This window comes from Qipengyuania seohaensis (assembly GCF_002795865.1).
In the GTDB taxonomy this organism is placed as follows: Bacteria; Pseudomonadota; Alphaproteobacteria; order Sphingomonadales; family Sphingomonadaceae; genus Qipengyuania; species Qipengyuania seohaensis.
In genome coordinates, this window is sequence record NZ_CP024920.1 from 1,029,037 (window position 1) to 1,049,760 (window position 20,724).

Annotated in this window: 23 protein-coding genes and 1 tRNA gene; 14 read left to right on the forward strand and 10 right to left on the reverse strand. The window is 61.6% G+C overall.

The features are described from left to right. Positions 1 to 1,098, forward strand: a complete 1,098-nt coding sequence (gene lptG / locus CVE41_RS04975) for an LPS export ABC transporter permease LptG (protein WP_100259655.1) — start codon at positions 1 to 3, stop codon at positions 1,096 to 1,098. After that, positions 1,095 to 1,613: a GNAT family N-acetyltransferase gene (locus tag CVE41_RS04980; RefSeq protein WP_100259656.1), complete on the forward strand. Its 519-nt coding sequence runs from the start codon at positions 1,095 to 1,097 to the stop codon at positions 1,611 to 1,613. Before lptG ends, CVE41_RS04980 begins: the two co-directional genes overlap by 4 nt. 6 nt (positions 1,614 to 1,619) lie before the next feature. Here CVE41_RS04980 and CVE41_RS04985 read toward each other — a convergent pair whose 3' ends face one another. Then, positions 1,620 to 2,714 (reverse strand): fatty acid desaturase family protein, encoded by a 1,095-nt coding sequence (locus CVE41_RS04985; protein WP_100259657.1) that lies wholly within the window; start codon positions 2,712 to 2,714, stop codon positions 1,620 to 1,622. Between the two features lie 147 nt (positions 2,715 to 2,861). On the opposite strand from CVE41_RS04985, the gene CVE41_RS04990 reads away from it, so the two are divergent. After that, positions 2,862 to 4,019 carry an N-acetyltransferase gene (locus tag CVE41_RS04990; RefSeq protein ID WP_100259658.1) on the forward strand — a complete coding sequence of 386 codons (1,158 nt, stop codon included), beginning with the start codon at positions 2,862 to 2,864 and terminating at the stop codon, positions 4,017 to 4,019. A 155-nt stretch (positions 4,020 to 4,174) separates the two neighbouring features. Further along, the gene (locus CVE41_RS04995; protein ID WP_100259659.1) at positions 4,175 to 4,576 is read left to right on the forward strand and encodes a response regulator; all 402 of its coding nucleotides are present in this window, start codon (positions 4,175 to 4,177) and stop codon (positions 4,574 to 4,576) included. A gap of 215 nt (positions 4,577 to 4,791) precedes the next feature. Here the strand turns inward: CVE41_RS04995 and CVE41_RS05000 are convergent, their stop codons facing one another. Further along, positions 4,792 to 5,538 (reverse strand): Crp/Fnr family transcriptional regulator, encoded by a 747-nt coding sequence (locus CVE41_RS05000; protein ID WP_100259660.1) that lies wholly within the window; start codon positions 5,536 to 5,538, stop codon positions 4,792 to 4,794. A 143-nt stretch (positions 5,539 to 5,681) separates the two neighbouring features. Between CVE41_RS05000 and CVE41_RS05005 the strand changes: the two genes are divergently transcribed. Further along, positions 5,682 to 6,470, forward strand: a complete 789-nt coding sequence (locus CVE41_RS05005) for a response regulator (protein WP_100259661.1) — start codon at positions 5,682 to 5,684, stop codon at positions 6,468 to 6,470. 86 nt (positions 6,471 to 6,556) lie between these two features. Here CVE41_RS05005 and CVE41_RS05010 read toward each other — a convergent pair whose 3' ends face one another. Continuing rightward, positions 6,557 to 8,233, reverse strand: coding sequence for a CHASE domain-containing protein (locus CVE41_RS05010; protein WP_100259662.1), 1,677 nt, complete (start codon positions 8,231 to 8,233; stop codon positions 6,557 to 6,559). 216 nt (positions 8,234 to 8,449) lie between these two features. Between CVE41_RS05010 and CVE41_RS05015 the strand changes: the two genes are divergently transcribed. The 3 genes from CVE41_RS05015 to CVE41_RS05025 are packed head-to-tail and all read left to right on the forward strand — an operon-like array spanning position 8,450 to position 10,468. Then, positions 8,450 to 8,632: a NepR family anti-sigma factor gene (locus tag CVE41_RS05015; RefSeq protein ID WP_100259663.1), complete on the forward strand. Its 183-nt coding sequence runs from the start codon at positions 8,450 to 8,452 to the stop codon at positions 8,630 to 8,632. Continuing rightward, positions 8,632 to 9,240, forward strand: coding sequence for a sigma-70 family RNA polymerase sigma factor (locus tag CVE41_RS05020; RefSeq protein WP_100259664.1), 609 nt, complete (start codon positions 8,632 to 8,634; stop codon positions 9,238 to 9,240). Before CVE41_RS05015 ends, CVE41_RS05020 begins: the two co-directional genes overlap by 1 nt. A gap of 52 nt (positions 9,241 to 9,292) precedes the next feature. Continuing rightward, positions 9,293 to 10,468: an AI-2E family transporter gene (locus CVE41_RS05025; protein ID WP_100259665.1), complete on the forward strand. Its 1,176-nt coding sequence runs from the start codon at positions 9,293 to 9,295 to the stop codon at positions 10,466 to 10,468. 63 nt (positions 10,469 to 10,531) lie between these two features. On the opposite strand, the gene CVE41_RS05030 is transcribed toward CVE41_RS05025, so the two are convergent. Then, positions 10,532 to 11,143 (reverse strand): superoxide dismutase, encoded by a 612-nt coding sequence (locus CVE41_RS05030; RefSeq protein WP_100259666.1) that lies wholly within the window; start codon positions 11,141 to 11,143, stop codon positions 10,532 to 10,534. A gap of 163 nt (positions 11,144 to 11,306) precedes the next feature. Between CVE41_RS05030 and glmM the strand changes: the two genes are divergently transcribed. From glmM to thiD, 3 genes are read left to right on the forward strand one after another with little or no spacing between them, the layout of a single operon-like run. Beyond that, on the forward strand, positions 11,307 to 12,644 hold the full coding sequence (gene glmM / locus CVE41_RS05035; protein WP_100261378.1) for a phosphoglucosamine mutase: 1,338 nt from the start codon (positions 11,307 to 11,309) through the stop codon (positions 12,642 to 12,644). Next, positions 12,644 to 12,868 carry a DUF1272 domain-containing protein gene (locus CVE41_RS05040; protein ID WP_100259667.1) on the forward strand — a complete coding sequence of 75 codons (225 nt, stop codon included), beginning with the start codon at positions 12,644 to 12,646 and terminating at the stop codon, positions 12,866 to 12,868. Before glmM ends, CVE41_RS05040 begins: the two co-directional genes overlap by 1 nt. Continuing rightward, a complete protein-coding gene (thiD, locus tag CVE41_RS05045) occupies positions 12,865 to 13,665 on the forward strand; it encodes a bifunctional hydroxymethylpyrimidine kinase/phosphomethylpyrimidine kinase (protein ID WP_100259668.1) in 801 nt (266 codons plus the stop codon). Before CVE41_RS05040 ends, thiD begins: the two co-directional genes overlap by 4 nt. Before the next feature lie 19 nt (positions 13,666 to 13,684). On the opposite strand, the gene CVE41_RS05050 is transcribed toward thiD, so the two are convergent. Both CVE41_RS05050 and CVE41_RS05055 read right to left on the reverse strand, forming a co-directional pair. Next, on the reverse strand, positions 13,685 to 14,569 hold the full coding sequence (locus CVE41_RS05050) for an LOG family protein (RefSeq protein WP_157799413.1): 885 nt from the start codon (positions 14,567 to 14,569) through the stop codon (positions 13,685 to 13,687). Positions 14,570 to 14,640: 71 nt separating this feature from the next. Next, positions 14,641 to 14,716 (reverse strand) — tRNA-Trp (locus tag CVE41_RS05055). Positions 14,717 to 14,804: 88 nt separating this feature from the next. Between CVE41_RS05055 and aat the strand changes: the two genes are divergently transcribed. After that, entirely contained in the window at positions 14,805 to 15,488 is a 684-nt protein-coding gene (gene aat / locus CVE41_RS05060; RefSeq protein WP_100259670.1) for a leucyl/phenylalanyl-tRNA--protein transferase, read from the forward strand. Here aat and CVE41_RS05065 read toward each other — a convergent pair. From CVE41_RS05065 to CVE41_RS05080, 4 genes are all read right to left on the reverse strand, one after another. Continuing rightward, on the reverse strand, positions 15,437 to 15,922 hold the full coding sequence (locus CVE41_RS05065) for a DUF2155 domain-containing protein (RefSeq protein ID WP_100259671.1): 486 nt from the start codon (positions 15,920 to 15,922) through the stop codon (positions 15,437 to 15,439). The two genes, aat and CVE41_RS05065, sit on opposite strands and share 52 nt — an antisense overlap. 2 nt (positions 15,923 to 15,924) lie before the next feature. Further along, positions 15,925 to 16,323: an NADH:ubiquinone oxidoreductase subunit NDUFA12 gene (locus tag CVE41_RS05070; RefSeq protein WP_100259672.1), complete on the reverse strand. Its 399-nt coding sequence runs from the start codon at positions 16,321 to 16,323 to the stop codon at positions 15,925 to 15,927. A gap of 61 nt (positions 16,324 to 16,384) precedes the next feature. Then, complete coding sequence (locus CVE41_RS05075) at positions 16,385 to 16,897, reverse strand: DUF192 domain-containing protein (RefSeq protein WP_100259673.1); 513 nt, start codon at positions 16,895 to 16,897, stop codon at positions 16,385 to 16,387. Between the two features lie 4 nt (positions 16,898 to 16,901). Beyond that, the gene (locus CVE41_RS05080) at positions 16,902 to 17,486 is read right to left on the reverse strand and encodes a regulatory protein RecX (RefSeq protein WP_100259674.1); all 585 of its coding nucleotides are present in this window, start codon (positions 17,484 to 17,486) and stop codon (positions 16,902 to 16,904) included. A 130-nt stretch (positions 17,487 to 17,616) separates the two neighbouring features. Between CVE41_RS05080 and CVE41_RS05085 the strand changes: the two genes are divergently transcribed. Together CVE41_RS05085 and CVE41_RS05090 are read left to right on the forward strand one after the other, a co-directional pair. Continuing rightward, positions 17,617 to 19,350, forward strand: a complete 1,734-nt coding sequence (locus CVE41_RS05085) for a fatty acyl-AMP ligase (protein WP_100259675.1) — start codon at positions 17,617 to 17,619, stop codon at positions 19,348 to 19,350. Positions 19,351 to 19,469: 119 nt separating this feature from the next. Next, positions 19,470 to 20,720, forward strand: coding sequence for a toxic anion resistance protein (locus tag CVE41_RS05090; protein ID WP_408633963.1), 1,251 nt, complete (start codon positions 19,470 to 19,472; stop codon positions 20,718 to 20,720). Positions 20,721 to 20,724: the final 4 nt, after the last annotated feature.

Genomic DNA, 20,724 nt, shown 5'->3' on the forward strand with positions numbered 1-20,724 from the left:
ATGCAACTCGACTTTTTCCCCTCGCGCACGCTGACGCTCTACCTCGCGAAGTTGTTCGTGGTCCGCATCCTGGCGGTACTGGTCATGCTCGTGCTCGTGCTGATGATGCTCGACCTGTTGTCGAACAGCGGCAAGATCCTGGCGGTTGACGGTAACGGGCAAGGCGAATTGCTGACCTATGCCAGCCTCAGGATACCGCAGCTTATCCAGCGTTTCCTGCCTTACTCGGTGCTCCTCGCGACGCTGATTTCGCTGGTTACGCTCAACCAGAACAGCGAAGTTATCGCGATGAAGGCGGCCGGATTGTCGGCTCACCAAGTCCTCGCCCCGCTGCTGCTGACGGCGCTGGTCGTTGCAGCGTTCAGCTTCGTCTTCAACGAACGTCTGGTGACCCGCGCGACGGCCACCCTCAAGGCTTGGGAGGCGGCCGAATACGGGCCCATTCCCGAAGAATCCAATGTGCGAGCCAACGTCTACCTGACCGATGGCGAGAACGTGATGACTGCGGCCCAGCTGGCGGGGCAAGGCAATGCCATCGCCATGCGCAAGGTTACCTTTTACCGCCGCAACGCAGACGGCGCGATCCTCGAACAGATCGTAGCCGACCGCGCCACCTACGCGGCACCGGGCTGGAAGCTGGAAGATGTCCAGCGCTTCGAGGTCGCCACGGCCAATTACGCGACGAGCGACGAGATCGTGGTGGGTGAAGGCCTCACCCCCGACCAGATCGATCTTGCCAGAATCGATCCCGATGCGGTGCCCTTCTGGGAGCTGGGGCCGACCATCGATGCTTATGAAGAAGCCGGCAGGCGCACGGGTGAAATGCGCGCCAAGTGGTGGCACAAGCTGTCCGGCCCGCTGTCGTCCTTTCTCATGCCGCTGCTCGGCGCAGTGGCCGCTTTCGGACTGGCGCGATCGGGCCAGCTTTTCGTGCGCGCCCTGATCGGCATGGCGCTGGGCTTTGCCTATTTCGTGGTCGACAATGCCGCGCTGGCAATGGGCAATTTCGGTGGTTACCCGCCCTTCCTCGCGGCATGGGCGCCGTTCTTCCTGTTCCTCCTGATCGGTGAAACCGTCCTGATCCGGACCGAGGAATGACCGGCTGGAGCATCCGGCTCGCTAAGCCGGAAGATGCCGAGCACCTGCCGGCGATCGAAAGCGCGGCAGGCAGGCTCTTCCTGGAAGTGGACGGCCTGTCCGGCATAGCCGGCATGGACCCGATCCCGGCGGACGCGCAGCGCGCCATGATCCGCAAGGGTCATTGCCTGGTGGCTGAAAGCGACGGGCGCGTCGTCGGTTTCCTGTCCACCCAGCCGCACCGCCGCGAACTGCACATACGCGAGCTTTCCGTTCATCCCGACATGCAGGGGCGGGGGATCGGTGCGGTGCTGCTGCGGGCTATCGGCGTCGATGCCCTCAACAGCGGGTTTGCCGCGCTCACGCTAACGACCTTTACCGACGTCGCGTGGAACGCGCCCTTCTATGCACGGCTGGGTTTCGAGACGGTCGAGGACCTAGATGCCCATCCGCGCTTGAAAGCCGATATCGAGCAAGAGGTCGCGCACGGCCTCCCGCGTGAGCGCCGCTGCGCGATGATCAGGTTTTTAAGCTGAGGGCACTCAGCCCTTGCGGCCACCCATCGTGCTGCGGGCAATGCGCGCAACCAGCACGCCCATCCCGGCGTGGTTCGCACCGTGATAGGTCGATTCCGTGCCCAGTTCGCGCACGAGGCGGCGGTGCGCCTCGGGCAGCGAGTGGTAGGGCATCGAAGGCATAAGGTGATGCAGCGCGTGATAGCGCAGGCCCACCGGGGCCCAGATTTCGGCGACAACGCCTGGCGGCGGCACATTCACGCTGTCGAGGAACTGCGCGGTCACGGTCATCGCCTCGCCCTCGTTCTCCCACAAATGCGCGACGAGTGTGCGCAACTGGTTGAGGAGCGCGACGACGGATGCAACGCCCAGTGCGAAGAGGAGCGGCTTCCAGCCGAAGGCGAAGACGCTGCCGACCAGCATCCACGACCAGACGAACCCGCCCAGCTCCAGCAGCATGACCCGCGGACGCAGGTCGCCTTCGGGCGGGCGACGGCGGAATTCCGGATTGATCGCCAGCGCGCTGGCACGCTGCCAGGTCAGGCGGCGGATCGGCGGGATGATCGCGCCCAGCGGCACCAGCACCGCAAAGCGGAACAGCAGGGCCACTGGCGCAAGGATTGCGACAATGACGAACAGCGGCAGGCTCCACGGCTTCATCAGGGCGAGCGGGAGATACTCCGGATCCTCTACCGTGCCGTATTGCGTGCGCTTGTGGTGCAGCGTGTGAACCTGCTCATACATAAAGGACGGCGTCAGCATGGGAATGCCGACCAGCGCGTTCCACGCTCCGCGAAAACCGGGCAATGCCCCGTTCCGGAAGTGCGAGATCTCGTGGATGAACAGAAGTGCGCGATAAAGCGCCAGCACCGACACGATCGACAGAGCGACCGCCAGCGCAGTGCTTTGCGTCAGGATGGCACCGGCGAGCGACGCGTAACCCAGCAAGGCCGAGCCGACCATGTCGGTCCAGTAGATCGAAGCACGGTGTTCGGCGATATCCTTGGTCAAATCGCGCGCACCGCGAAGCATCGCCTTGTCGTCGGCGATTTGCGAATGCCAGCCGCGCATATCGCGCGAAGGCGCAGGATTTGCAGCAGGAATGGTCTGTTCAGCGTTCATGGTCGTTTCCTGGGGGGAGCCTTAGTGGATCGGCGCGAAAAATGACAGTCTCGGGTCTCGATCATAGTGATCGACCGCGCGCGATTCCTTGACAAAGATCATATGCCATACGCAGGGCTAACCCCGGCTGAACAAGGGAAGTGCTGCGTGGCTGACCAGAATATCGTGATCGTAGAGGCAAATGACAAGAAAGGGCGCGCTGCCTTCGTCGACCTCGGAAGGGAATTTGCCGCACGGGAGCCGCATTTCGTTCCGCAATTGCGTTCCGAGCAGCTCGAGCTTGTAAACCCGGCGAAGAACCCATTCTTCGAGCACGCCGACGTTCAGCTATATATTGCTCTGCGTGGCGGTAAGCCGGTCGGGCGTATTTCAGCGCATATCGACCACCTCGCCCTCGAATTGCCGACGGAGCAGGGGATGGGTCCCGGGACTGGCCTCTTCGGCTATTTCGATGCCGAAGACGAAGCCGTAGCCGCCGCCCTATTCGCAAAGGCAGAGGACTGGCTGCGGTCGCGCGGCATGACGCGCGTCCTCGGCCCGATCTCCCTGTCGATCTGGGAAGAACCGGGCCTGCTCGTCATCGGACAGAGCCACCCCCCCATGATCATGATGGGACACCATCCGGCGCATTATGCGCAGTGGATCGAACGGTCCGGCTACGGCGAAGCCAAGCGCCTCCTGACCTATGACCTCGACGTACAGCAGGAATTTCCGCCGCTGATCCGCCGCATCGTGAAATCCGGCGAACGCAACGAGCGTATCCATGTGCGCAAGGTCGACAAGAAAAAGTGGGACGAGGAAGTCGAGACGATCCTGCACATCCTCAACGATGCATGGTCGAAGAACTGGGGCTTCATCCCTTTCACCGAAGCCGAGATCGAGCAGGCCGGAAAGAAGCTGAAGCCGATCATCCACGAAGACCTCAACATGATCGCCGAACTGGACGGCAAGCCGGTCGCATTCATGCTCACCTTCCCCGACATCAACCGTCCCCTGAAGGAAATCGGAGGCAAGCTTTTGCCCTTCGGCTGGTTCAAGCTGCTGCGCTGGCTGAAGAAGCCCAAGCAGGCGGACATGCGCGTGCCCTTGATGGGTGTCCTCAAGGAACTGCACAATTCGCGGCTCGCCAGCCAGCTTGCTTTCATGATGATCAGCGAAATCCGCGATATCGCTGCGACCAAATACAAGGCTCGCCGCGGCGAGATCGGCTGGATCCTCGATGACAACCAGGGGATGAAAGCAATCGCGGACGCAATCGACAGCCGGGTTAATCGCGAATACGTAGTGTACGAGAAGACCCTGTAGCCCCAAATCCGTTGCCCCGAAGCAACGCCGCGTTCGAATGTGTGGCCGGTGGGAACCGGTTGGCCGTTACTGCCTTTCGAAAGTAGGTGCCGAATAAACGGACCTTTCTATCGGGATCGAACACCATCGCACGCGCTTCATCTTCCGTTTGCAAAATGCCCGAGCATGTCCTTGTCGTCGAGGACGAGGCAATTCTTGGCGTAATGCTCGAAGATGCTCTCCAGGCGGCGGGTGTGAAGCAGGTGGATATCTGTTCGACAACCGAGACGGCCCTTGAGGCGCTACGCCGCAAGCGGCCTGACGCCATCGTACTCGACGTGCATCTCGCCGACCGCGACGACGGCTGGGCAATTGCAGAACTTGTCAGGGAATTGGGGCCGGATAGCCCCCGGATCATTTTCTCTACCGGTCAGCCCGAAGACATTCCTGAACACATCGCGGAAATGGGAAGCGTTCTCGAAAAGCCTTACGATCCCGCAGTCCTGGTCGATGTGCTGTGCCAGCCCGAAAAGCGCGGCATGATTTCGCGTCTGCGCGGGGCGCTGCGCCCAGGCTGAGCACTGCCGTGAGGCAAGCGAAGCAGGCCCCACTTCCTTCAATTCTATAGCGACAAGAAAAAAGGCCTCCGCTCTCTTGGAGCGAAGGCCTTTCGGGATCGTATCACCAGCCGCTTGGACGGGAGGGGGGTCTCGGCGGTGACATAGTAGAAATGTCTCGACCGGAATGGGGTTCCCTGCCCCGCAAAAATTTTTTGAATTTTTTTCGATCCTGTTCAGACGAACGGTCGCTGCCCCTTTTCCGACCGCTCGAAACTGGCGTATTTCGCGGCGGCATCCATGTCAGGAACGCAGATTTCGCGGGAGCTCCACTGGACCAGACCGTCGCGGTCGAGCGATTTGATCGTTCGGTTCGTATGGACCAGGGACAATCCCAGCATATCCGCGATCTGCGATTGGGTTATGGCCATCGAAAGCTTGTTGCCGTCGCGCGCGATGCCTGTGGCCAGTGCCCGGTCGAGAAGCCAGGCAGCCAGGTAAACGACGCGCTCGCGCGCGCTGCGTTGCCCGAGGGAGACGATATGTCCCTCCAGCGCGTTTTCTTCCTTGGCGGCGAGCCAGGTGATATCGAAACCGAGGCGTGGGTGTTCCCTGATCAGGTGCACGAAATCGTTGCGACGGAACCGGCAAAGGCGAAGCGGAAGGACGGCTTCGACCGAATGGCTCAGCGCTTCGTCGAATGCGCCCTGCAAGCCGACGAGATCGCCCGGGAACATGAAATTGATGATCTGGCGGCGACCATCTTCAAGTTCGAGATAGCGAATGGCCACGCCGTCGAGGATGGTGAAAAGATGGTCGGTTTCCTCACCTTCCTTCAAGACGATGTCGCCTCGCTCGAAGCTGACTTCCGCCTGCTTGACCGATTGCATGTATTCTTGCTGCGCAGCATCTAGCGGTCGCAGCCCGGGGCAGCTCTGCAGGGGGCATTCCTGGCAAGCATAGGGCTCAGCAATCTCGAACATTCGCACCCCCTCGTTAACCCTCTCGAAGACCAACCTCGTCGCTGCGATTGAAACATTTGTCAAACAAGATGATTTCGGGAGCCAAGCGAGGAACCGTTCGCTCGGCGGCGCGTTCAATGCGCGCAAACCACGGAAGGGGTTATATGTCGCTTGGTGACCAAATCGCGAAAAACTTGCCTTACCTGCGCCGCTATGCGCGGGCACTGACCGGATCTCAGGCTACCGGTGATGCGTTCGTACGCGCAACCTTGGAGGCTGCTCTGGCCGACGACGATCTGAAGGCATCGCTGGAGGGTGGTCGCGTCCCTCTCTATCGTGCTTTCAACAAGGTCTGGTCCAGCGCTTACCTGGACGTTCAGGAGCCGTCCGATGGCGATCACGAAAGTGCCGCACAGGATCGCCTGAAATCCATCACCCCCATGAACCGGCAGGCTCTGCTTCTGACCACGCTCGAAGATTTCTCCGTCGAACAGGCGAGCGAGATCATGGAAGTCGAGCCATCCGAAATCGAGAGCCTGGTCCAGGAAGCGGTCAGCGAAATCGACCGTGAAAGTTCGACCAGCGTCCTCATCATCGAGGACGAACCGCTCATTTCGATGCAACTGGAAGATCTGGTCACGTCGCTGGGTCACGAGGTTTGCGGCACCGCTGCGACCCGTACACAGGCTCAGGAAGTTGTCGCTCAGAAGACACCCGGACTGGTGCTTGCCGACATCCAGCTGGCAGACGGCTCATCGGGTCTCGATGCAGTCGACGACATTCTGGCTATCGACAGTGTCCCGGTGATCTTCATCACCGCCTATCCCGAGCGCCTGCTGACTGGCGATCGTCCTGAACCGACGTATCTCGTGACCAAGCCGTTCCAGGAGCAGACTGTCCGGGCTGCCATCAGCCAGGCACTCTTCTTCGGGTCCAGCCGCCCGCTGGGTTAATCGGTCCCTCAAATCAAGAACGCCGCCCGGACCCAGGTCCCGGCGGCGTTTTTGTTTGTTTGACTCAGGAGCCCCCAGGGGAGAGCCTACCCCACGTCGTGTTGGGCCGGCGGACTTCTAAGGGCGAATTCGCTCGGCTCACGCACCGGGACGAGCAGCTTGCAACGGACACCAGTCGGAAGGAACTCCAGATCGACAGGGTGACGCAGTTCGTGCGCCACGATCTTTTCGATAAGGTCCGTACCGAAGCCGCGCTTTGTCGGTTCGGTCACACGCGGACCACCGCTTTCTGTCCAGTCTATCCGAGCCAATCGTTCGTTGACGAGTGTCCAGACGATGGAAACCTTGCCGCCCACCGTGCTCAGCGCACCGAATTTCGCTGCATTGGTCGCGAGTTCATGGATCGCGAGTCCGAGCGAGAGCGCGTCGTTCGGCGCGAGCTCGACCTGCGGGCCCTCCGTCACGACCTCGTGCTCGGCATCGTTTGCATAAGGCGCAAGCTCGACTTCGATGACCGAGCGGATGGGGGTGGTACCCCACTCCGATTGCGTCAGCAGGTCATGCGTGGCCGATAGCGCCCTGATGCGTTGATCGATGCCTTCCGCAAAATCGTCGAGGTTGTCTGCCCTGCGGCGTGTGAGGGAAACGATCGACAGGACATTGGCGAGCGTATTCTTGACACGGTGGTTAAGCTCGCGGGTAAGTGAGTTGCGGATCGAGTTCTGTTCGGCGAACCAGTCGAGCGACCGGCTGTCTTCCTGCGCCTGCTGGGTCAAGAGGCGCGCAACGACCAAGAGAAGGCTCGCGACTGCCAATCCGAACAAGAGCGTGATCATCGAGAGAGAGGACAGCGTATTGTCATTGCTAGCCTGTACGACCAGCAGCATTTCCCGACCTGCCATATCTACCTGGCGATCCACCGTCGCACGATCGGGCGCCCAGCCCTGGCGCTCTGCCATCAGGACACGGTCCCCATCGCCAATGTCGAAAAGCCTCACGGGAGTTTCTTCACCCGACACCAGCTCTGCCGCCGATGTCAGGAACTGGGCTGCGGTGAACGGGCTGTAGACGAAGCCTTTCAGAGTGCGATTACCGATACTGCCCTCGAATACAGGCATGTAGATCAGAAAGCCCGGCTCCTCGCCGCCTCCCTCCTGAACCAGCGTCACGCGCCCGGTCGCAGTCGGACGTTCGGTGCGCGTCGCCTCGTCGAGCGCCTTGCGACGGACCTGCTCGGAATACATGTCGAAGCCAAGCGCACGTCGGTTGCGAAGGGTATCGGGCTGAAGAAAAAGAACCGGGACCAATTGCGAACGGGGTTCGGCAACGATGCTCGGCGTGATCCTGATCGAGTGCAGCTTGCCCTCGTTTAGAACCGCTTCGGTTTCCGCGACCACCGTGGAATCGATTGCCGGCGCCCAGCCAATGCCTTCGGCGCCGCGATAATCGGAGTCCAGCCTGAGCTCTGCCACGAATTGACGGAATGTTTCGCCATCCACTTTGTCCTGCGACCCGAACAAGGCACCTGCGGCTCTCAGGAACGCTGAATTGGAGTAGGCCCGCCGCTCGATCGCGAAGGCCATGGCTTGCGCTTTCCGCGTGAGTTCCGCATCTTCGCGGATACGTTGCCCGCTTTCGATCGCAAAAACGCTCAGCGCCGTGACCGCGGCAACCAGCAGGAAGATGGCCAAGGGGACTGCGCGCGGATAGTCGACCAGCCAACGCTGGCGCACCCCTTTGCGCTTAAGCCTGTCCTCAACCACCTATCATCCCCGTCTGGTCTTGCGGTTTGCTTTGGTAATATCCCTCGCGCAAGGGTTGGTTCCGACCCTGCTAACACCTGTCTTATTTATATTGTCCGGACTGGAACCCGATCCCCCCTGCAACGTTACGGGTGCACTAGAGGGATCATAACCAGCGACTTGGCGAAGAACCGATCGGGCCCCAGGTTGCGAGGACAAGGACGTATTTGTAGCACGATGACTTCCCCTGCATCTTCCGAAGGAAAGCTGCCCAAGGGCACCGCCCGGATGTCGAAAAGCGAGAAAGAAGGCCAGCCCGAATGGGCCAATGGCTTGCGTCAGCTCTACGATTCCGTTGTCGATGAACCACTTCCTGATACATTCAAGGACCTCTTGTCGAAACTGGACTCGAAGGACTGATGGAAAGTGAGCAGCGGACGGCTTCCGAGAAAGCCGACTTCAAACGCGAACTGACTGACGTCGTGCCGCACCTTCGTGCGTTTGCGCGCGGGCTTTGCGGCCGCGCCGACATGGCCGACGACCTCGTGCAGGAAACCCTGCTCAAGGCTTGGGCCGCACAGGAACGCTTCCAACCCGGCACCAGCATGCGCGCCTGGACCTTCGTGATCCTGCGTAATGCCTATTTGACCGACATGCGCCGCAATCGATTCCGCGGCGAATATGACGAGACGGTTGCCGAACGTGTACTGACCGCGCCCGCAGGGCAGGAAGAACCGATCCACTTGTCGGATATGCACCGCGCCTTGCTGACCCTTCCTCCGGAACGCCGCGAAGCGCTCCTGCTGGTTGGTGCAGGCGGCTTCTCGTACGAGGAGGCGGCAAACATCTGTGGCTGCGCCGTTGGAACGATCAAGAGCCGCGTGGGCCGCGCCCGCGCCACACTCAACTCGATGCTCGCCGACGGATCCATTCCGAAGCGTTCCATCGACGACGACACGGCCCATCGCGCCATCCTGGAAGAGCTGGACGAAGTTGCTGCCGGCCACGGCGTGGCTTCGCGCAACTGACGGGTGATCCCGCGCTTGTCCCGCCGACCGCTGCACGGCAAATAGGCTAAAGATGAGCAATCAGGATCCAGCCTCGCAATCCCCGCCCCCGGTTCGCCGGCCGGGCCAGCGCAACGCTTTTGCGCAGCAGGAATTGCGCCTTATTTCGGCTCTCGTCCTGCTCCTCGGGGTCGGCCTGTTCCTCGCCTTGCCCTTCGTTCTGTCGATCGGGGCAATCGTTTTTCTGCCCGTTGTAACAGCGGTCATCCTGACCGTCATTCTCTCGCCGCTGGCGGATAAACTGAATGGCTGGGGGCTGCCCAACGCGCTGGCCTCCCTGATATCCTTGCTCATCTTCTTCGCGATCCTGCTTCTCGCGCTCGCGCTGATTCTCCAGCCGGCGATCACGCTTTTCGACGAATTGCCTGCGCTGGTGAAACGCGTCGGTGAACGCTTCGGCGAATTGCAGGAGCGCTTCTCCTGGGTAGCGCAGGTTAACGACCAGCTGGCAGACCTGATGGCTCGGGAAGGACAGCCGCGCGAAGTCGTGCTCGCAACCCCTAGCTTTCTAGAGGAAATCGCCTTCGCCACTCCCACGGTGGTGATCGAGGTGATCCTGACCCTCCTGATGGCTTTCTTCATGATCGAATCGCGCATTCGCCTGCGCCAGAAATTGCTCTTCGGCCGGACGAGTTTCGGGACCAGCATCAAGGCGGCGCGCGTGCTGCGCGAAGTGCAGGACCGCGTGGCCGCATACATCCTCACTGTCGGCTGGATTAATGCACTGGTCGGTATAATCGTGGCGCTTGGTGCGTGGGCGCTAGGCGTCGATGCGCCGATCATGTGGGGCGGCCTTGCGGCGATCCTGAATTTCCTGCCGTACATCGGCCCGACATTGATGGTGGGCCTGCTCGCGCTGTTCGGGATCGGAACTGCGGACACGGTACTGCTGGGGCTGGTTCCGGCGCTTGCCTATCTGGGACTGCACACGATCGAAGCAAATGCGATCACGCCGTCCATCCTTGGCGCACGCTTCACGATGAACCCCGTCATGATCCTGATAGCCCTGTCCTACTTCACGTGGATCTGGGGCGCATTCGGTGCCTTGCTATCGGTGCCGATCCTGCTGATGCTGACGGCATTGTTCGACCATATCGGCAGGCCGAACCTGGTCGGGTTCATCTTCGGCGAGCCGCTATTCACCGCCAGCGTGTTCAGCGACGAAAACGACGAACAATCCACATCCTGACACGAAAAGGCCCGCCGCAACTGGTGCGACGGGCCTTTCGATAGGTCCGTATTCCTGCCGGACTTACGAGGGGTAGGACCAAGTCGAGCCGCGCGACAAATTGTCATGCGCGAAGCTCCAGTTGAGCTTGCCGCTGACGGCATCTAGGTACGCGGGGCGCGCATTCTGGTGGTCGAGGTAGTAGGCGTGCTCCCACAAGTCGATGACGAGCAGCGGGTTCACACCCTCGTGGTCGGCAAGCGTGTCGCCGTCATGGGTTTCCTCGATGGACAGCTTGCCGTCCTTTTCGGCGAGCCAGACCCAGCCGCTGGCGAAGTGGCCTGCGCCGCGATCCTTGAGCTTCGACTTGAGTTCGTCGACCGAACCGAAGGACGCTTCGATCATGCTTTTGAGTTCGTCGGAAAGCGAGGTTTCCGATGGAGCCATCGAATGCCAGTAGAAGCCATGGTTCCAGCTCTGTGCCGAGTTGTTGAACAGGCCCTGGTTGCTGTCACGCGCGGCGGCGATCACTTCTTCCAGGCTCTTGCCGGCAAGATCGGTGCCTTCGATGGCGGCATTGGTCTTGTCGATATAGGCCTGGTGGTGCTTGCCGTGGTGGTAGGACAGCGTTTTCGCAGACACGGCCGGCTCGAGCGCGGTGTCGTCGTACGGCAGGTCGATCAGCTGAAATGCCATGAATGGATCCCCTTTTCGGTATTCGTGTTGAACTTTCGGTTTGCCCTTACAACGCATGGGCAGGCACGAGGTTGCATAGCGGCTCGGAAAAATGGCGCCATGGCTTTTATTCCGCATCAATCACGGCCAAGAAGCGGTGGCAGACAAGGGAGCGCATAGAGAGATGTCACGCAAGTTCTTCGGCACCGACGGCATTCGCGGACGCACGAACGAGGGCGTGATGACCGCCGCCACAGCCATGCGGGTTGGCCAGGCGGCGGGAACACATTTCCTGCGCGGCGGGCATCGCCACCGGGTCGTCATCGGGAAGGATACACGCCTTTCCGGATACATGATGGAAAGCGCGCTGGTGGCCGGTTTCACCAGCGTGGGCATGGATGTGATCATGACCGGCCCGCTTCCCACTCCGGCAATCGCCCTGCTCACCCGTGAAATGCGGGCTGACCTCGGCGTGATGATTTCGGCCAGTCACAATCCGTACGAAGACAATGGCATCAAGTTGTTCGGCCCGGACGGGTTCAAGCTTTCGGACGAGGCCGAAGCGTCGATCGAATTGCTGCTCGAGCAGGAACCGCTGCTCGTCCGGGCCGACAAGATCGGCAGGGCGCGCCGGATTGAAGATGCGCGGGGCCGTTATATCCACGCGATCAAGCAATCGGTGGCCAGCGACATCCGCTTCGACGGGCTAAAGGTCGTCGTCGATTGCGCCAACGGGGCTGCCTACCAGGTCGCGCCCTCCGCAATTTGGGAGCTGGGCGCGGATGTCATCGCCATGGGCGTCGAGCCCGACGGCACCAATATAAACCGCGACGTAGGTTCTACATCGCTCGATGCTATCAAGGCCCGTGTGGTCGAGGAAGGTGCCGATATCGGGATCGCGCTCGATGGCGATGCCGACCGCCTGATCGTGATCGATGAGAAGGGGCGCGCGGTCGACGGGGACCAGATCATGGCCCTGATCGCATCGCGCCTTCATGCGCGCGGCGACCTGACGGGTGGCGGCGTGGTTGCCACTGTCATGAGCAATCTCGGTCTCGAGCGGTACCTGCAAAGCCTTGGCCTGACCCTGGAGCGCGCCAAGGTCGGTGACCGCTATGTGCTCGAGAAAATGAAGCAAGGCGGCTTCAATATCGGCGGCGAGCAATCCGGCCACATGATCCTGCTCGACCATGCGACCACCGGAGACGGCACTGTCGCCGCGCTCCGCGTACTTGCCAGCCTGGTGCGGTCGGGCAAGCCGGCCAGCGAATTGCTGCACGTCTTCGACCCCGTTCCCCAGCTTCTCAAGAATGTGCGCTACTCCGGCGGAAAGCCGTTGGAGGCCGACAGCGTGAAGGCAGTCATCGCCCAGGCGGAAAAGGAACTCGAAGGAACCGGTCGCCTCGTCATCCGGCCCTCCGGCACCGAACCGGTCATCAGGGTCATGGCCGAAGGCGACGATGCCGCGCAGGTCGAGCGCGTGGTCGACCGCATTTGCGATGCCGTGAAGGACGCTGCCTGATGCTGGAAATGCGCCCCGATTGCGAACGCTGCGGCGCGGATACGCCAGCCGACAAGCCAGGCAGTTTCATTTGCAGCTTCGAATGCACTTTCTGCACCCAATGCGCGGATGAACTGGACGATCTGTGCCCCAATTGCGGGGGCGAGCTGATGGACCGCCCGACTCGATCCAAAAAGCTGTTGGAAAAATATCCAGCCAGCACCGCGCGAAAGTACAAGGCATGAGCGGCGCTCCTCCCCGCATTCTCACCATCGCCGGCTCGGACAGCTCGGGCGGTGCGGGCATCCAGGCCGATATCAAGACCATCACCATGCTCGGCGGCTATGCGATGAGCGCGATCACCGCGGTCACGGCGCAGAATACGCGCGGCGTCCAAGGTGTCGAGGTGATGCATCCGGAACTGGTGATGGACCAGATCGAAAGCTGTCTTGGCGACATCGGGGCCGATGCGATCAAGATCGGGATGCTGGGATCGCCGCAAATCGCGATGCAATTGGCAGAGCGGCTCGACACCTTCGCCGGACCGATCGTCTTCGATCCGGTCATGGTCGCCACCAGCGGCTCCGAACTGGCGAGCGAGGCGACGATCGGTGCGTTCGGCGCGCTGATGGAAATCGCCACCATCGTCACCCCCAACCTTCCGGAGCTGGCAGCGTTGACGGGACGCGAGAACATTGGGGACGAGGATGTCTTCGATGCCGCGCGCGAACTGGCGGAAAAGTACGACACCGTGGTGCTGGCGAAAGGCGGGCATGGCGAAGGTGACGAGGTGCTCGACCGCGCGGTTTCCTCCACCGGCAAGGTCGCCAGTTTCGGCCATCATCGCATCGATACACGCCACACGCACGGGACCGGCTGCACGCTGTCGGCCGCGCTGGCGACGTTCCTGGCCTATGGACAGCCGACCACCCACGCGATCAGGCTGGCGCGCGGGTTTGTCTACGCAGCGATCGAGAATGCGCCCGAATTCGGCGAAGGCTCAGGCCCGCTCGGGCACCAGGCGGTGCGCAAGCTGGGCTGAGCCTTCCGGTTTGCCGGCCTTAGAGGCCGTAGAAATTGCTGATGTGCTGCCAGGCGTCCTCGGCCGTTTCGCACCAGCGGAACAGGTCGAGGTCCTTCTTCGAGATCGTGCCTTCTTCGGCAATCGCCTCGAAATTCACCACGCGCTTCCAGAAATCCTCGCCGAAAAGGAGGATCGGCATGGGCTTCATCTTGCCGGTCTGGATCAGCGTCAGCAGTTCGAAGAATTCGTCGAACGTACCGAAGCCGCCCGGGAATACCGCCACAGCGCGCGCACGCAGCAGGAAGTGCATCTTGCGCAGCGCGAAATAGTGGAAGTTGAGCGAGAGGTATGGCGTCACATACTGGTTCGGAGCCTGCTCGTGCGGCAGGATGATGTTGAGGCCGATGGATTCGCCGCCTGCTTCGCTGGCGCCGCGGTTGGCAGCTTCCATGATCGAGGGACCGCCGCCCGAACACACGACGAACTGGCGTTTGCCGTCTTCGATGATCGACTTTTCGGTCGCCATCTTCGCCAGCTTCATGGCTTCGGCGTAATACTTGCTCTTGGCGACGAGACTTTCGACGACCTTGCGCTCGTCTTCGGGCAGCTCCTTGGCGCCTTCCAGTGCCGCCTCCGCCGCTTCGGGAGGGGGAATGCGGGCGCTGCCGTACATCACGAGCGTCGAGCCGACACCGGCTTCGTCGAGAATCATCTCGGGCTTGAGGAGTTCAAGCTGGAAACGAACCGGGCGCAGTTCCTCGCGCAGGAGGAAGTCCTTGTCCTGGAATGCCAGCTTGTAGGAGGGATGCTCGGTCTGCGGCGTGTGCTTTTCGAGGCCCTTCTTTTCGAACTGGGCTTCCTGCTGTGCCGGATAGAATTTGCGATCCGCGAGATCGCGCTTTTGCTTTTCTTCTTCTGTCATGACCCGCGCGATAGTGCGAGGAGACATCGTCGACAAGCCATTGAAGAGGAAATGGCCTTCCCGAGAGGGAATGGCAGGGGTGACAGGATTCGAACCCGTGGCCCTCGGTTTTGGAGACCGATGCTCTACCAGCTGAGCTACACCCCTGCAGCCGAGCGGGCGCATTAGTCGCAACGCGCCCCGCTGGCAAGATGCGTATCGCATATCTGCGCAAACTGTTAGGGACCCAGGCACGATGCACGCCCCCGTTCCCGAAACGATTCCCGTCGATCTGCTGCTGCATGCCTATCGCAGCGGCGTGTTCCCGATGGCCGATCACCGGGACGACCGGGAGGTATACTGGGTCGAGCCGCGCGAGCGGGCGGTGATCCCGCTGGACGGATTTCGCATGTCGTCGAGCCTGCGCAAGATCCTGCGCCAGAACCGCTTTCGCGTTACCTGCGACACCGACTTTGCAGCAATCATCGCTGCTTGCGCCGAACCGCGCGAAGAGCATGCGGAAAGCTGGATCAGCCACCAGATCGAGGAAAGCTACATCGCCTTGCACAAGGCCGGCCACGCTCATTCGGTAGAAGTATGGCGCGATGAAGAGCTTGTGGGCGGGCTATACGGCGTTGCCTTCGACCGTGTGTTCTGCGGAGAAAGCATGTTCAGCCGCGCGGACAACGCCAGCAAGGTGGCGCTCTCTTGGCTCGTTGCCGCGATGCGCGAGGCGGGCTACCGCCTGCTCGACTGCCAGTTCATGACCGACCACCTCGCCTCATTGGGCGCAGTGGCCATGCCGCAATCGGATTACCTGCAATTGCTGAGGGCGGCGCGCGGTGAGCCGCAAGGTTCGATCCCGCAGAGCATCGCTGCGGCGAACGGTCATTCCTCGCCTGGAAAATCCATCGCGCAGTCCTTGACCCAGACGTCATAGATAGGGTGCTCGACCACGTTGAGGCTGGGCGAGTTCTTGAACAGCCAGCCGGAAAAGACGCGGTTGAATTCGTTCTGACTGCCACGTTCGCGTACTAGGACCTGAACGAAGGCGCCCGTTTCCTGCGGCATTTCCCACGGAGCGGTCCGCTCGCACGAAGCGAGGCTGATGATCACATCGCCCACGCGCTTCTGTTCGCCCGGACGCATTTCGAGATCCTGCGTTTCGTTGTTGCGCTTATTGAGCAGGCCGATGGTCGCCACGCGCTCTTCCAGCGGAGTGCCGATCCCCGCTTCCGCAGCGGCGACTTCGGGCAGCTCGACACGCTGCAACTCTTCAGGAATTTCGGTGCTGACCGCTTCCGGCTCGGGCGGGTCCTGCGAGCACGCGCCAAGGACCAACGCAGCGCCTAGGAGCAGGCCGATCCGGGCCATGATCAGGCGTCCGGCGACCAGGCTTCGTAATCGCCGACCGCACGCGCACGCTTGCCGCCACGCTCCAGCGCGCCCTGCGGACGATAGGCGTTACCGGTGCCGGTTGCGTTAGGCGTGTAGTCGGTTTCCCAGATGCGCGGTGCTGGCAGGAAGCTTTCCGGCACGTCGTCGCCCGATCCGTGGAGCCAGCCGTGCCATTCGGCGGGCACGCGGCTAGCGTCGTTGGCGCCTTCGTAGATCACCCAGCGGCGCTCTCGCTGGCCTTCGCCCTTTTTCTTGGAGCGGTAATACTTGTTACCCTGCGCGTCGGTGCCGACGTGTTCGCCATTGCGCGAGGACCACAGCATCGTGCCGATGGTGGCACCGTTCCACCAGGTGAAGATCTTTGCGAGAGGATTCATAATTCGCGCGCCTAGCTGATTCCCGCGCGCGCGCCAAGCGCATGCGTGGTGTATTTCGCGCTCACCATTCGACCAGGTCGCCGGGCTCGATGCCGAGTTCTTCGGCCAGACCGCCGCGAATCTCCAGCACCCCGCTGGTGACGCCGACCGAATAAACCGATTCGAGCGAATAGGGCTCGGTCTCGGCGGCGATATTGAGAATGCGGCCGTCTGTCCCGATGAAGATGATGTCGAGCGGGAGCGGGGTGTTCTTCATCCAGAAGCTGCGCGCGGTCTGCGGCTCGCTTGGGAAGATCATTCCCTCGTCGTCCGCCAGTTCCGTGCGGAACATGAGGCCCTGCGCCTGCGCTTCGCGCGACTGAGCGAGTTCGGAGCGAAAAGTGTGGACCGTATCGCCGCTGCGCACGGTTACCGGAATGATCTGCAAGCCGGAGATCGGGTGGACCGCCTCCGCTTGCTGAGATGCGGCGCTGGCGGGTTCCTCGGCGGTTCCGGCAGGTGCACATGCGGCCATGGCAAGCGCAAGGCAGATCGCGCCGCTGCGCAGTACCGGCAAAGCAATTTCGAACTTCATTCCATCAATCCCACAGATCGGCTTCTTCAAGCCATTCTTCCAGCGCCGCCTCGTCGGAAGCGGAAAGGATGGCCTGAGCGTGGGCGAAGGTGTGCCCCGCCCTAACCATCGCTGCAAGCTGCTTTTCATTCCGTTTGTGACGCATCTCGCTCGTCTCGCCCCCGAGTTGGCTGGAGAAGGGACCGAAGCGCCTGCGTCGCGCAAGCGCCAGTGCCGCCTCTCGTGCGTCACGTTCGCCCGGCGCAAGTTCGCTTCGCAACCCTTCGTCGAGGCCGGCTGCACGCAGCGTTTCGTCGACCCGCCGCGCGCCATATCCGCGTGACAGCAGGCCGCCCGCCTTCATTTTTCCGTATCCGCGATCGTCGACGTAGCCTTTGTCCACGAAATCGGCGACCATCGCATCGATGCCGGGCTCCCCTTCGTCCTCCCAGCCACGTTCGCGCAGCTTGCGCTTGAGATAGGTTTCAAGCTTGCCCGCGCTGGTCGCAAATCGCGCTACGTAGGACAGCGCCAGGTCGCGCAACCGCGTGCGGTCGAGCGGCTTGGGCTTGCGACGAGCGCGCCGCTGTGTTGCGTTACGATCAACCATCGGCCATATTCGTGCCACAGTCCTTACCGAATGGGAAAGCTCGATATAGCGTTGCGGCAGTGATCGTGGCGCATAGGGATCATGAGGGATGCCGCAAGGCTCTGTTATTTCACGGGAATCGCGAAAACCAATGACCGACGCCGCATTGACGCCGACGCCAAATGATTGCGACCTGCCACGCCGCAGGGCCGACTTCGCCACCTTCAACGAGGCGGTGGATTACGCTGCCCGTAGCGAAAAGGGGCTCAATTTTCACGATATGCGCGGCGACCTCGTTCGCCCCTATCCCTTCAGCGAGATGCGGGAAGACGCGCTCAAATTCGCGCGCCAGCTGGCCGCCTATGGCATCGGCAAGGAAGACCGCGTCGCGCTCGTCGCGGAAACCTGCCCCGAGTTTGCCGCGCTGTTCTGCGCCTGCACCTATGTCGGCGCTTGGCCGGTGCCGCTGCCCCTGCCCACCGGCTTCGGCGGCAAGGAAGGCTATATCGACCAGCTTGCGGTCCAGCTCCAAAGCAGCGATCCGAAGATTCTTATCTACCCCGAAGAGATCGCGGAAATGGCCAAGGCCGCTGCCGACCGGCAGGGCTGCGAGGGCGAGAGCTGGCAGGAGTTCGCCAAGCGCCCCGATCCCGAATGCGAGCTGCCCGAAGCGCAGCCTAAGGACATCTGCTATCTCCAGTATTCCAGCGGATCGACGCGCTTCCCGACCGGCGTAGCAGTGACGCACGAGGCGCTGCTGCACAATCTCTTCGGGCATTCGACCGGCGTGGACCTTGGCGTCAATGACCGCGTGGTTAGCTGGCTGCCGTGGTATCACGACATGGGCCTCGTCGGCTGTTTGCTGTCGCCCATCGCGAACCAGGCATCGGTCGACTACCTGAAGACCGAGCATTTCGCTCGCCGCCCGCTGGCGTGGCTCGACCTGATCAGCCGGAACAAGGGCAATACGCTCAGTTATTCGCCGACTTTCGGCTACGACATTTGCGCGCGCCGCATCTCCAGTCAGAGCCATGTGGACGAACGCTTCGACCTGTCGCGCTGGCGCACCGCCGGCAATGGCGCGGACATGATCCGTCCCGACGTGATGCAGAGCTTCGTCAACGCCTTTGCGCAGGCCGGCTTCAAGGCCAGCGCCTTCACGCCCAGCTACGGCCTTGCCGAAGCGACGCTGGCAGTCACCGTCATGCCCCCGGGGGAAGGTATCCGCGTCGAACTGGTCGAGGAAGAACGCCTGTCAGGTCGCCCGCGCAACCTCGATCATCCGGCCCGCTATCGGGCGATCGTCAATTGCGGCAAGGCCCTGCCCGGCATGGAAGTCGAAATCCGCGACGAGAAGGGTGCAGCCAAAAGCGATCACCAGATCGGCAAGGTCTGGTGCCGCGGCACCAGCGTCATGCATTCCTATTTCCGGAACGAGGAAGCGACCGAGGAATGCCTCGTCGACGGCTGGCTGGACACGGGTGACATGGGCTACCAGGCCGACGGCTATTTGTTCATCGTGGGCCGCGCGAAGGACATGATCATCATCAACGGCAAGAATCTCTGGCCGCAGGATATCGAGTGGGCAGTCGAACAATTGCCCGGTTTCAACCACGGCGACATCGCCGCCTTCTCGGTCGATACCGAAAATGGCGAAGAAGCGCCTGCCGTGCTCGTCCATTGCCGCGTTTCGGAACCGGAAGAGCGGATCAAGCTGCGCGACCAGATCGCCGACAAGGTTCGCGGCGTGACCGGCATGAGCTGCGTCGTCGAACTCGTCCCGCCGCGCACGCTGCCGCGCACAAGCTCGGGTAAACTGAGCCGTGCCAAGGCGAAGAGGCTCTATCTCTCGGGTGAAATCCAGCCGCTCGAACTGGCCGCCTGAGCGTTCGATACTGTCACTGCGAAGCTTTGTAGCTGCCATCGCATGATGGCACCTTGAAACTCGTGTTATAGAGACCTAATACAGGGAAGAGTAATCTTCCGGGAGGTCTGCGTAAATTCATGAGTGACGAAAAGCCCCAGGCAGCCGCTGCCACGCCCGCTGCAAAGCCCGCCGCTACTGCCACGATGGCGCCGCCGGAATTCGACCTGACGCCGCCCGATCCGGTGCCGGCCGTTGCGCCTGAAAAGGCTGCCGGCCTCGTGCCCGTGTCGGAAGAGGTGAAGAGCAAGCTGGAAAGCAAGGTGGACGGTTTCGTCGACGACCTGATCGCGCAGGACGCAAACTCGCCTGAATTCGGCAAGAAAGTCGACCAGTTGACCAACATGGGCCGCAAGGAAATCATGGCGGCAGCGGGCATGTCGAATCGCTTCCTCGACCGCCCTGTCCGCGCGATGGACAAGGACGAGGGCGTCGGCGCGAACCTCGCCGAATTGCGCCGCGTGGTGGAAGACCTCGACCCGGGCAAGCGCGGCAAGCTGTCGGGCACGCGCAAGATCCTCGGCATCATTCCTTTCGGCAACAAGCTGACCAATTACTTCCGCAGCTACCAGAGCGCGCAGACGCACATCCAGTCGATCCTCTCGAACCTTTCCAGCGGCAAGGACGAACTGATCATGGACAATGCCGCGATCGACGTCGAACGCCAGAAACTGTGGGAGGCGATGGGTAATCTGGAACAGATGATCCATATCTCCAACACGCTCGACGGCAAGCTGGAGGAAAAGGCCGCCGAACTCGACGCGACCGATCCGGCCAAGGCGAAGGCCGTGCGAGAGACCGCACTGTTCTATGTCCGCCAGCGCACGCAAGACCTGCTCACGCAAATGGCTGTGAGCGTGCAGGGCTATCTCGCCCTCGACCTCGTGAAGAAGAATAATGTCGAGCTGGTGAAGGGCGTCGACCGCGCCAGCACCACGACCGTCGGCGCGCTGCGCACGGCCGTCACCGTGGCCGAAGCAATGACCAACCAGCGCCTCGTGCTTGGCCAGATCACTGCCTTGAACGACACGACGGCGGGCATCATCGACAGCACCAGCACCATGTTGCGCGACCAGACCGGCAAGATCCACGAACAGGCCGCCGCCAGCACGATCCCGCTGGAAACGCTGCAACGCGCCTTCCAGAACATCTACGACACCATGGACGAGGTCGACGAATTCAAGATTCGCGCGCTCGATTCCATGAAACAGACGGTGACGCTGCTCGGCGAAGAAGTCGAAAAGTCGAAGGGTTATATCGCGCGCGCCGAAGGTCAGTCCCAAGCGCAGAAGCAGATGGCGACCAGCGACCTGTTGAGCATCGAGGGATAAGGGA

Bases quoted from the DNA above. Each gene is read 5' to 3' on its own strand.
- lptG (WP_100259655.1), top strand. From the start codon at position 1: ATGCAACTCGACTTTTTCCCCTCGCGCACGCTGACGCTCTACCTCGCG.
- CVE41_RS04980 (WP_100259656.1), top strand. From the start codon at position 1,095: ATGACCGGCTGGAGCATCCGGCTCGCTAAGCCGGAAGATGCCGAGCAC.
- CVE41_RS04985 (WP_100259657.1), bottom strand. From the start codon at position 2,714: ATGAACGCTGAACAGACCATTCCTGCTGCAAATCCTGCGCCTTCGCGC.
- CVE41_RS04995 (WP_100259659.1), top strand. From the start codon at position 4,175: ATGCCCGAGCATGTCCTTGTCGTCGAGGACGAGGCAATTCTTGGCGTA.
- CVE41_RS05000 (WP_100259660.1), bottom strand. From the start codon at position 5,538: ATGTTCGAGATTGCTGAGCCCTATGCTTGCCAGGAATGCCCCCTGCAG.
- CVE41_RS05005 (WP_100259661.1), top strand. From the start codon at position 5,682: ATGTCGCTTGGTGACCAAATCGCGAAAAACTTGCCTTACCTGCGCCGC.
- CVE41_RS05015 (WP_100259663.1), top strand. From the start codon at position 8,450: ATGACTTCCCCTGCATCTTCCGAAGGAAAGCTGCCCAAGGGCACCGCC.
- CVE41_RS05020 (WP_100259664.1), top strand. From the start codon at position 8,632: ATGGAAAGTGAGCAGCGGACGGCTTCCGAGAAAGCCGACTTCAAACGC.
- CVE41_RS05025 (WP_100259665.1), top strand. From the start codon at position 9,293: ATGAGCAATCAGGATCCAGCCTCGCAATCCCCGCCCCCGGTTCGCCGG.
- CVE41_RS05030 (WP_100259666.1), bottom strand. From the start codon at position 11,143: ATGGCATTTCAGCTGATCGACCTGCCGTACGACGACACCGCGCTCGAG.
- glmM (WP_100261378.1), top strand. From the start codon at position 11,307: ATGTCACGCAAGTTCTTCGGCACCGACGGCATTCGCGGACGCACGAAC.
- CVE41_RS05040 (WP_100259667.1), top strand. From the start codon at position 12,644: ATGCTGGAAATGCGCCCCGATTGCGAACGCTGCGGCGCGGATACGCCA.
- thiD (WP_100259668.1), top strand. From the start codon at position 12,865: ATGAGCGGCGCTCCTCCCCGCATTCTCACCATCGCCGGCTCGGACAGC.
- CVE41_RS05050 (WP_157799413.1), bottom strand. From the start codon at position 14,569: ATGACAGAAGAAGAAAAGCAAAAGCGCGATCTCGCGGATCGCAAATTC.
- aat (WP_100259670.1), top strand. From the start codon at position 14,805: ATGCACGCCCCCGTTCCCGAAACGATTCCCGTCGATCTGCTGCTGCAT.
- CVE41_RS05065 (WP_100259671.1), bottom strand. From the start codon at position 15,922: ATGGCCCGGATCGGCCTGCTCCTAGGCGCTGCGTTGGTCCTTGGCGCG.
- CVE41_RS05070 (WP_100259672.1), bottom strand. From the start codon at position 16,323: ATGAATCCTCTCGCAAAGATCTTCACCTGGTGGAACGGTGCCACCATC.
- CVE41_RS05075 (WP_100259673.1), bottom strand. From the start codon at position 16,897: ATGAAGTTCGAAATTGCTTTGCCGGTACTGCGCAGCGGCGCGATCTGC.
- CVE41_RS05080 (WP_100259674.1), bottom strand. From the start codon at position 17,486: ATGGTTGATCGTAACGCAACACAGCGGCGCGCTCGTCGCAAGCCCAAG.
- CVE41_RS05085 (WP_100259675.1), top strand. From the start codon at position 17,617: ATGACCGACGCCGCATTGACGCCGACGCCAAATGATTGCGACCTGCCA.
- CVE41_RS05090 (WP_408633963.1), top strand. From the start codon at position 19,470: ATGAGTGACGAAAAGCCCCAGGCAGCCGCTGCCACGCCCGCTGCAAAG.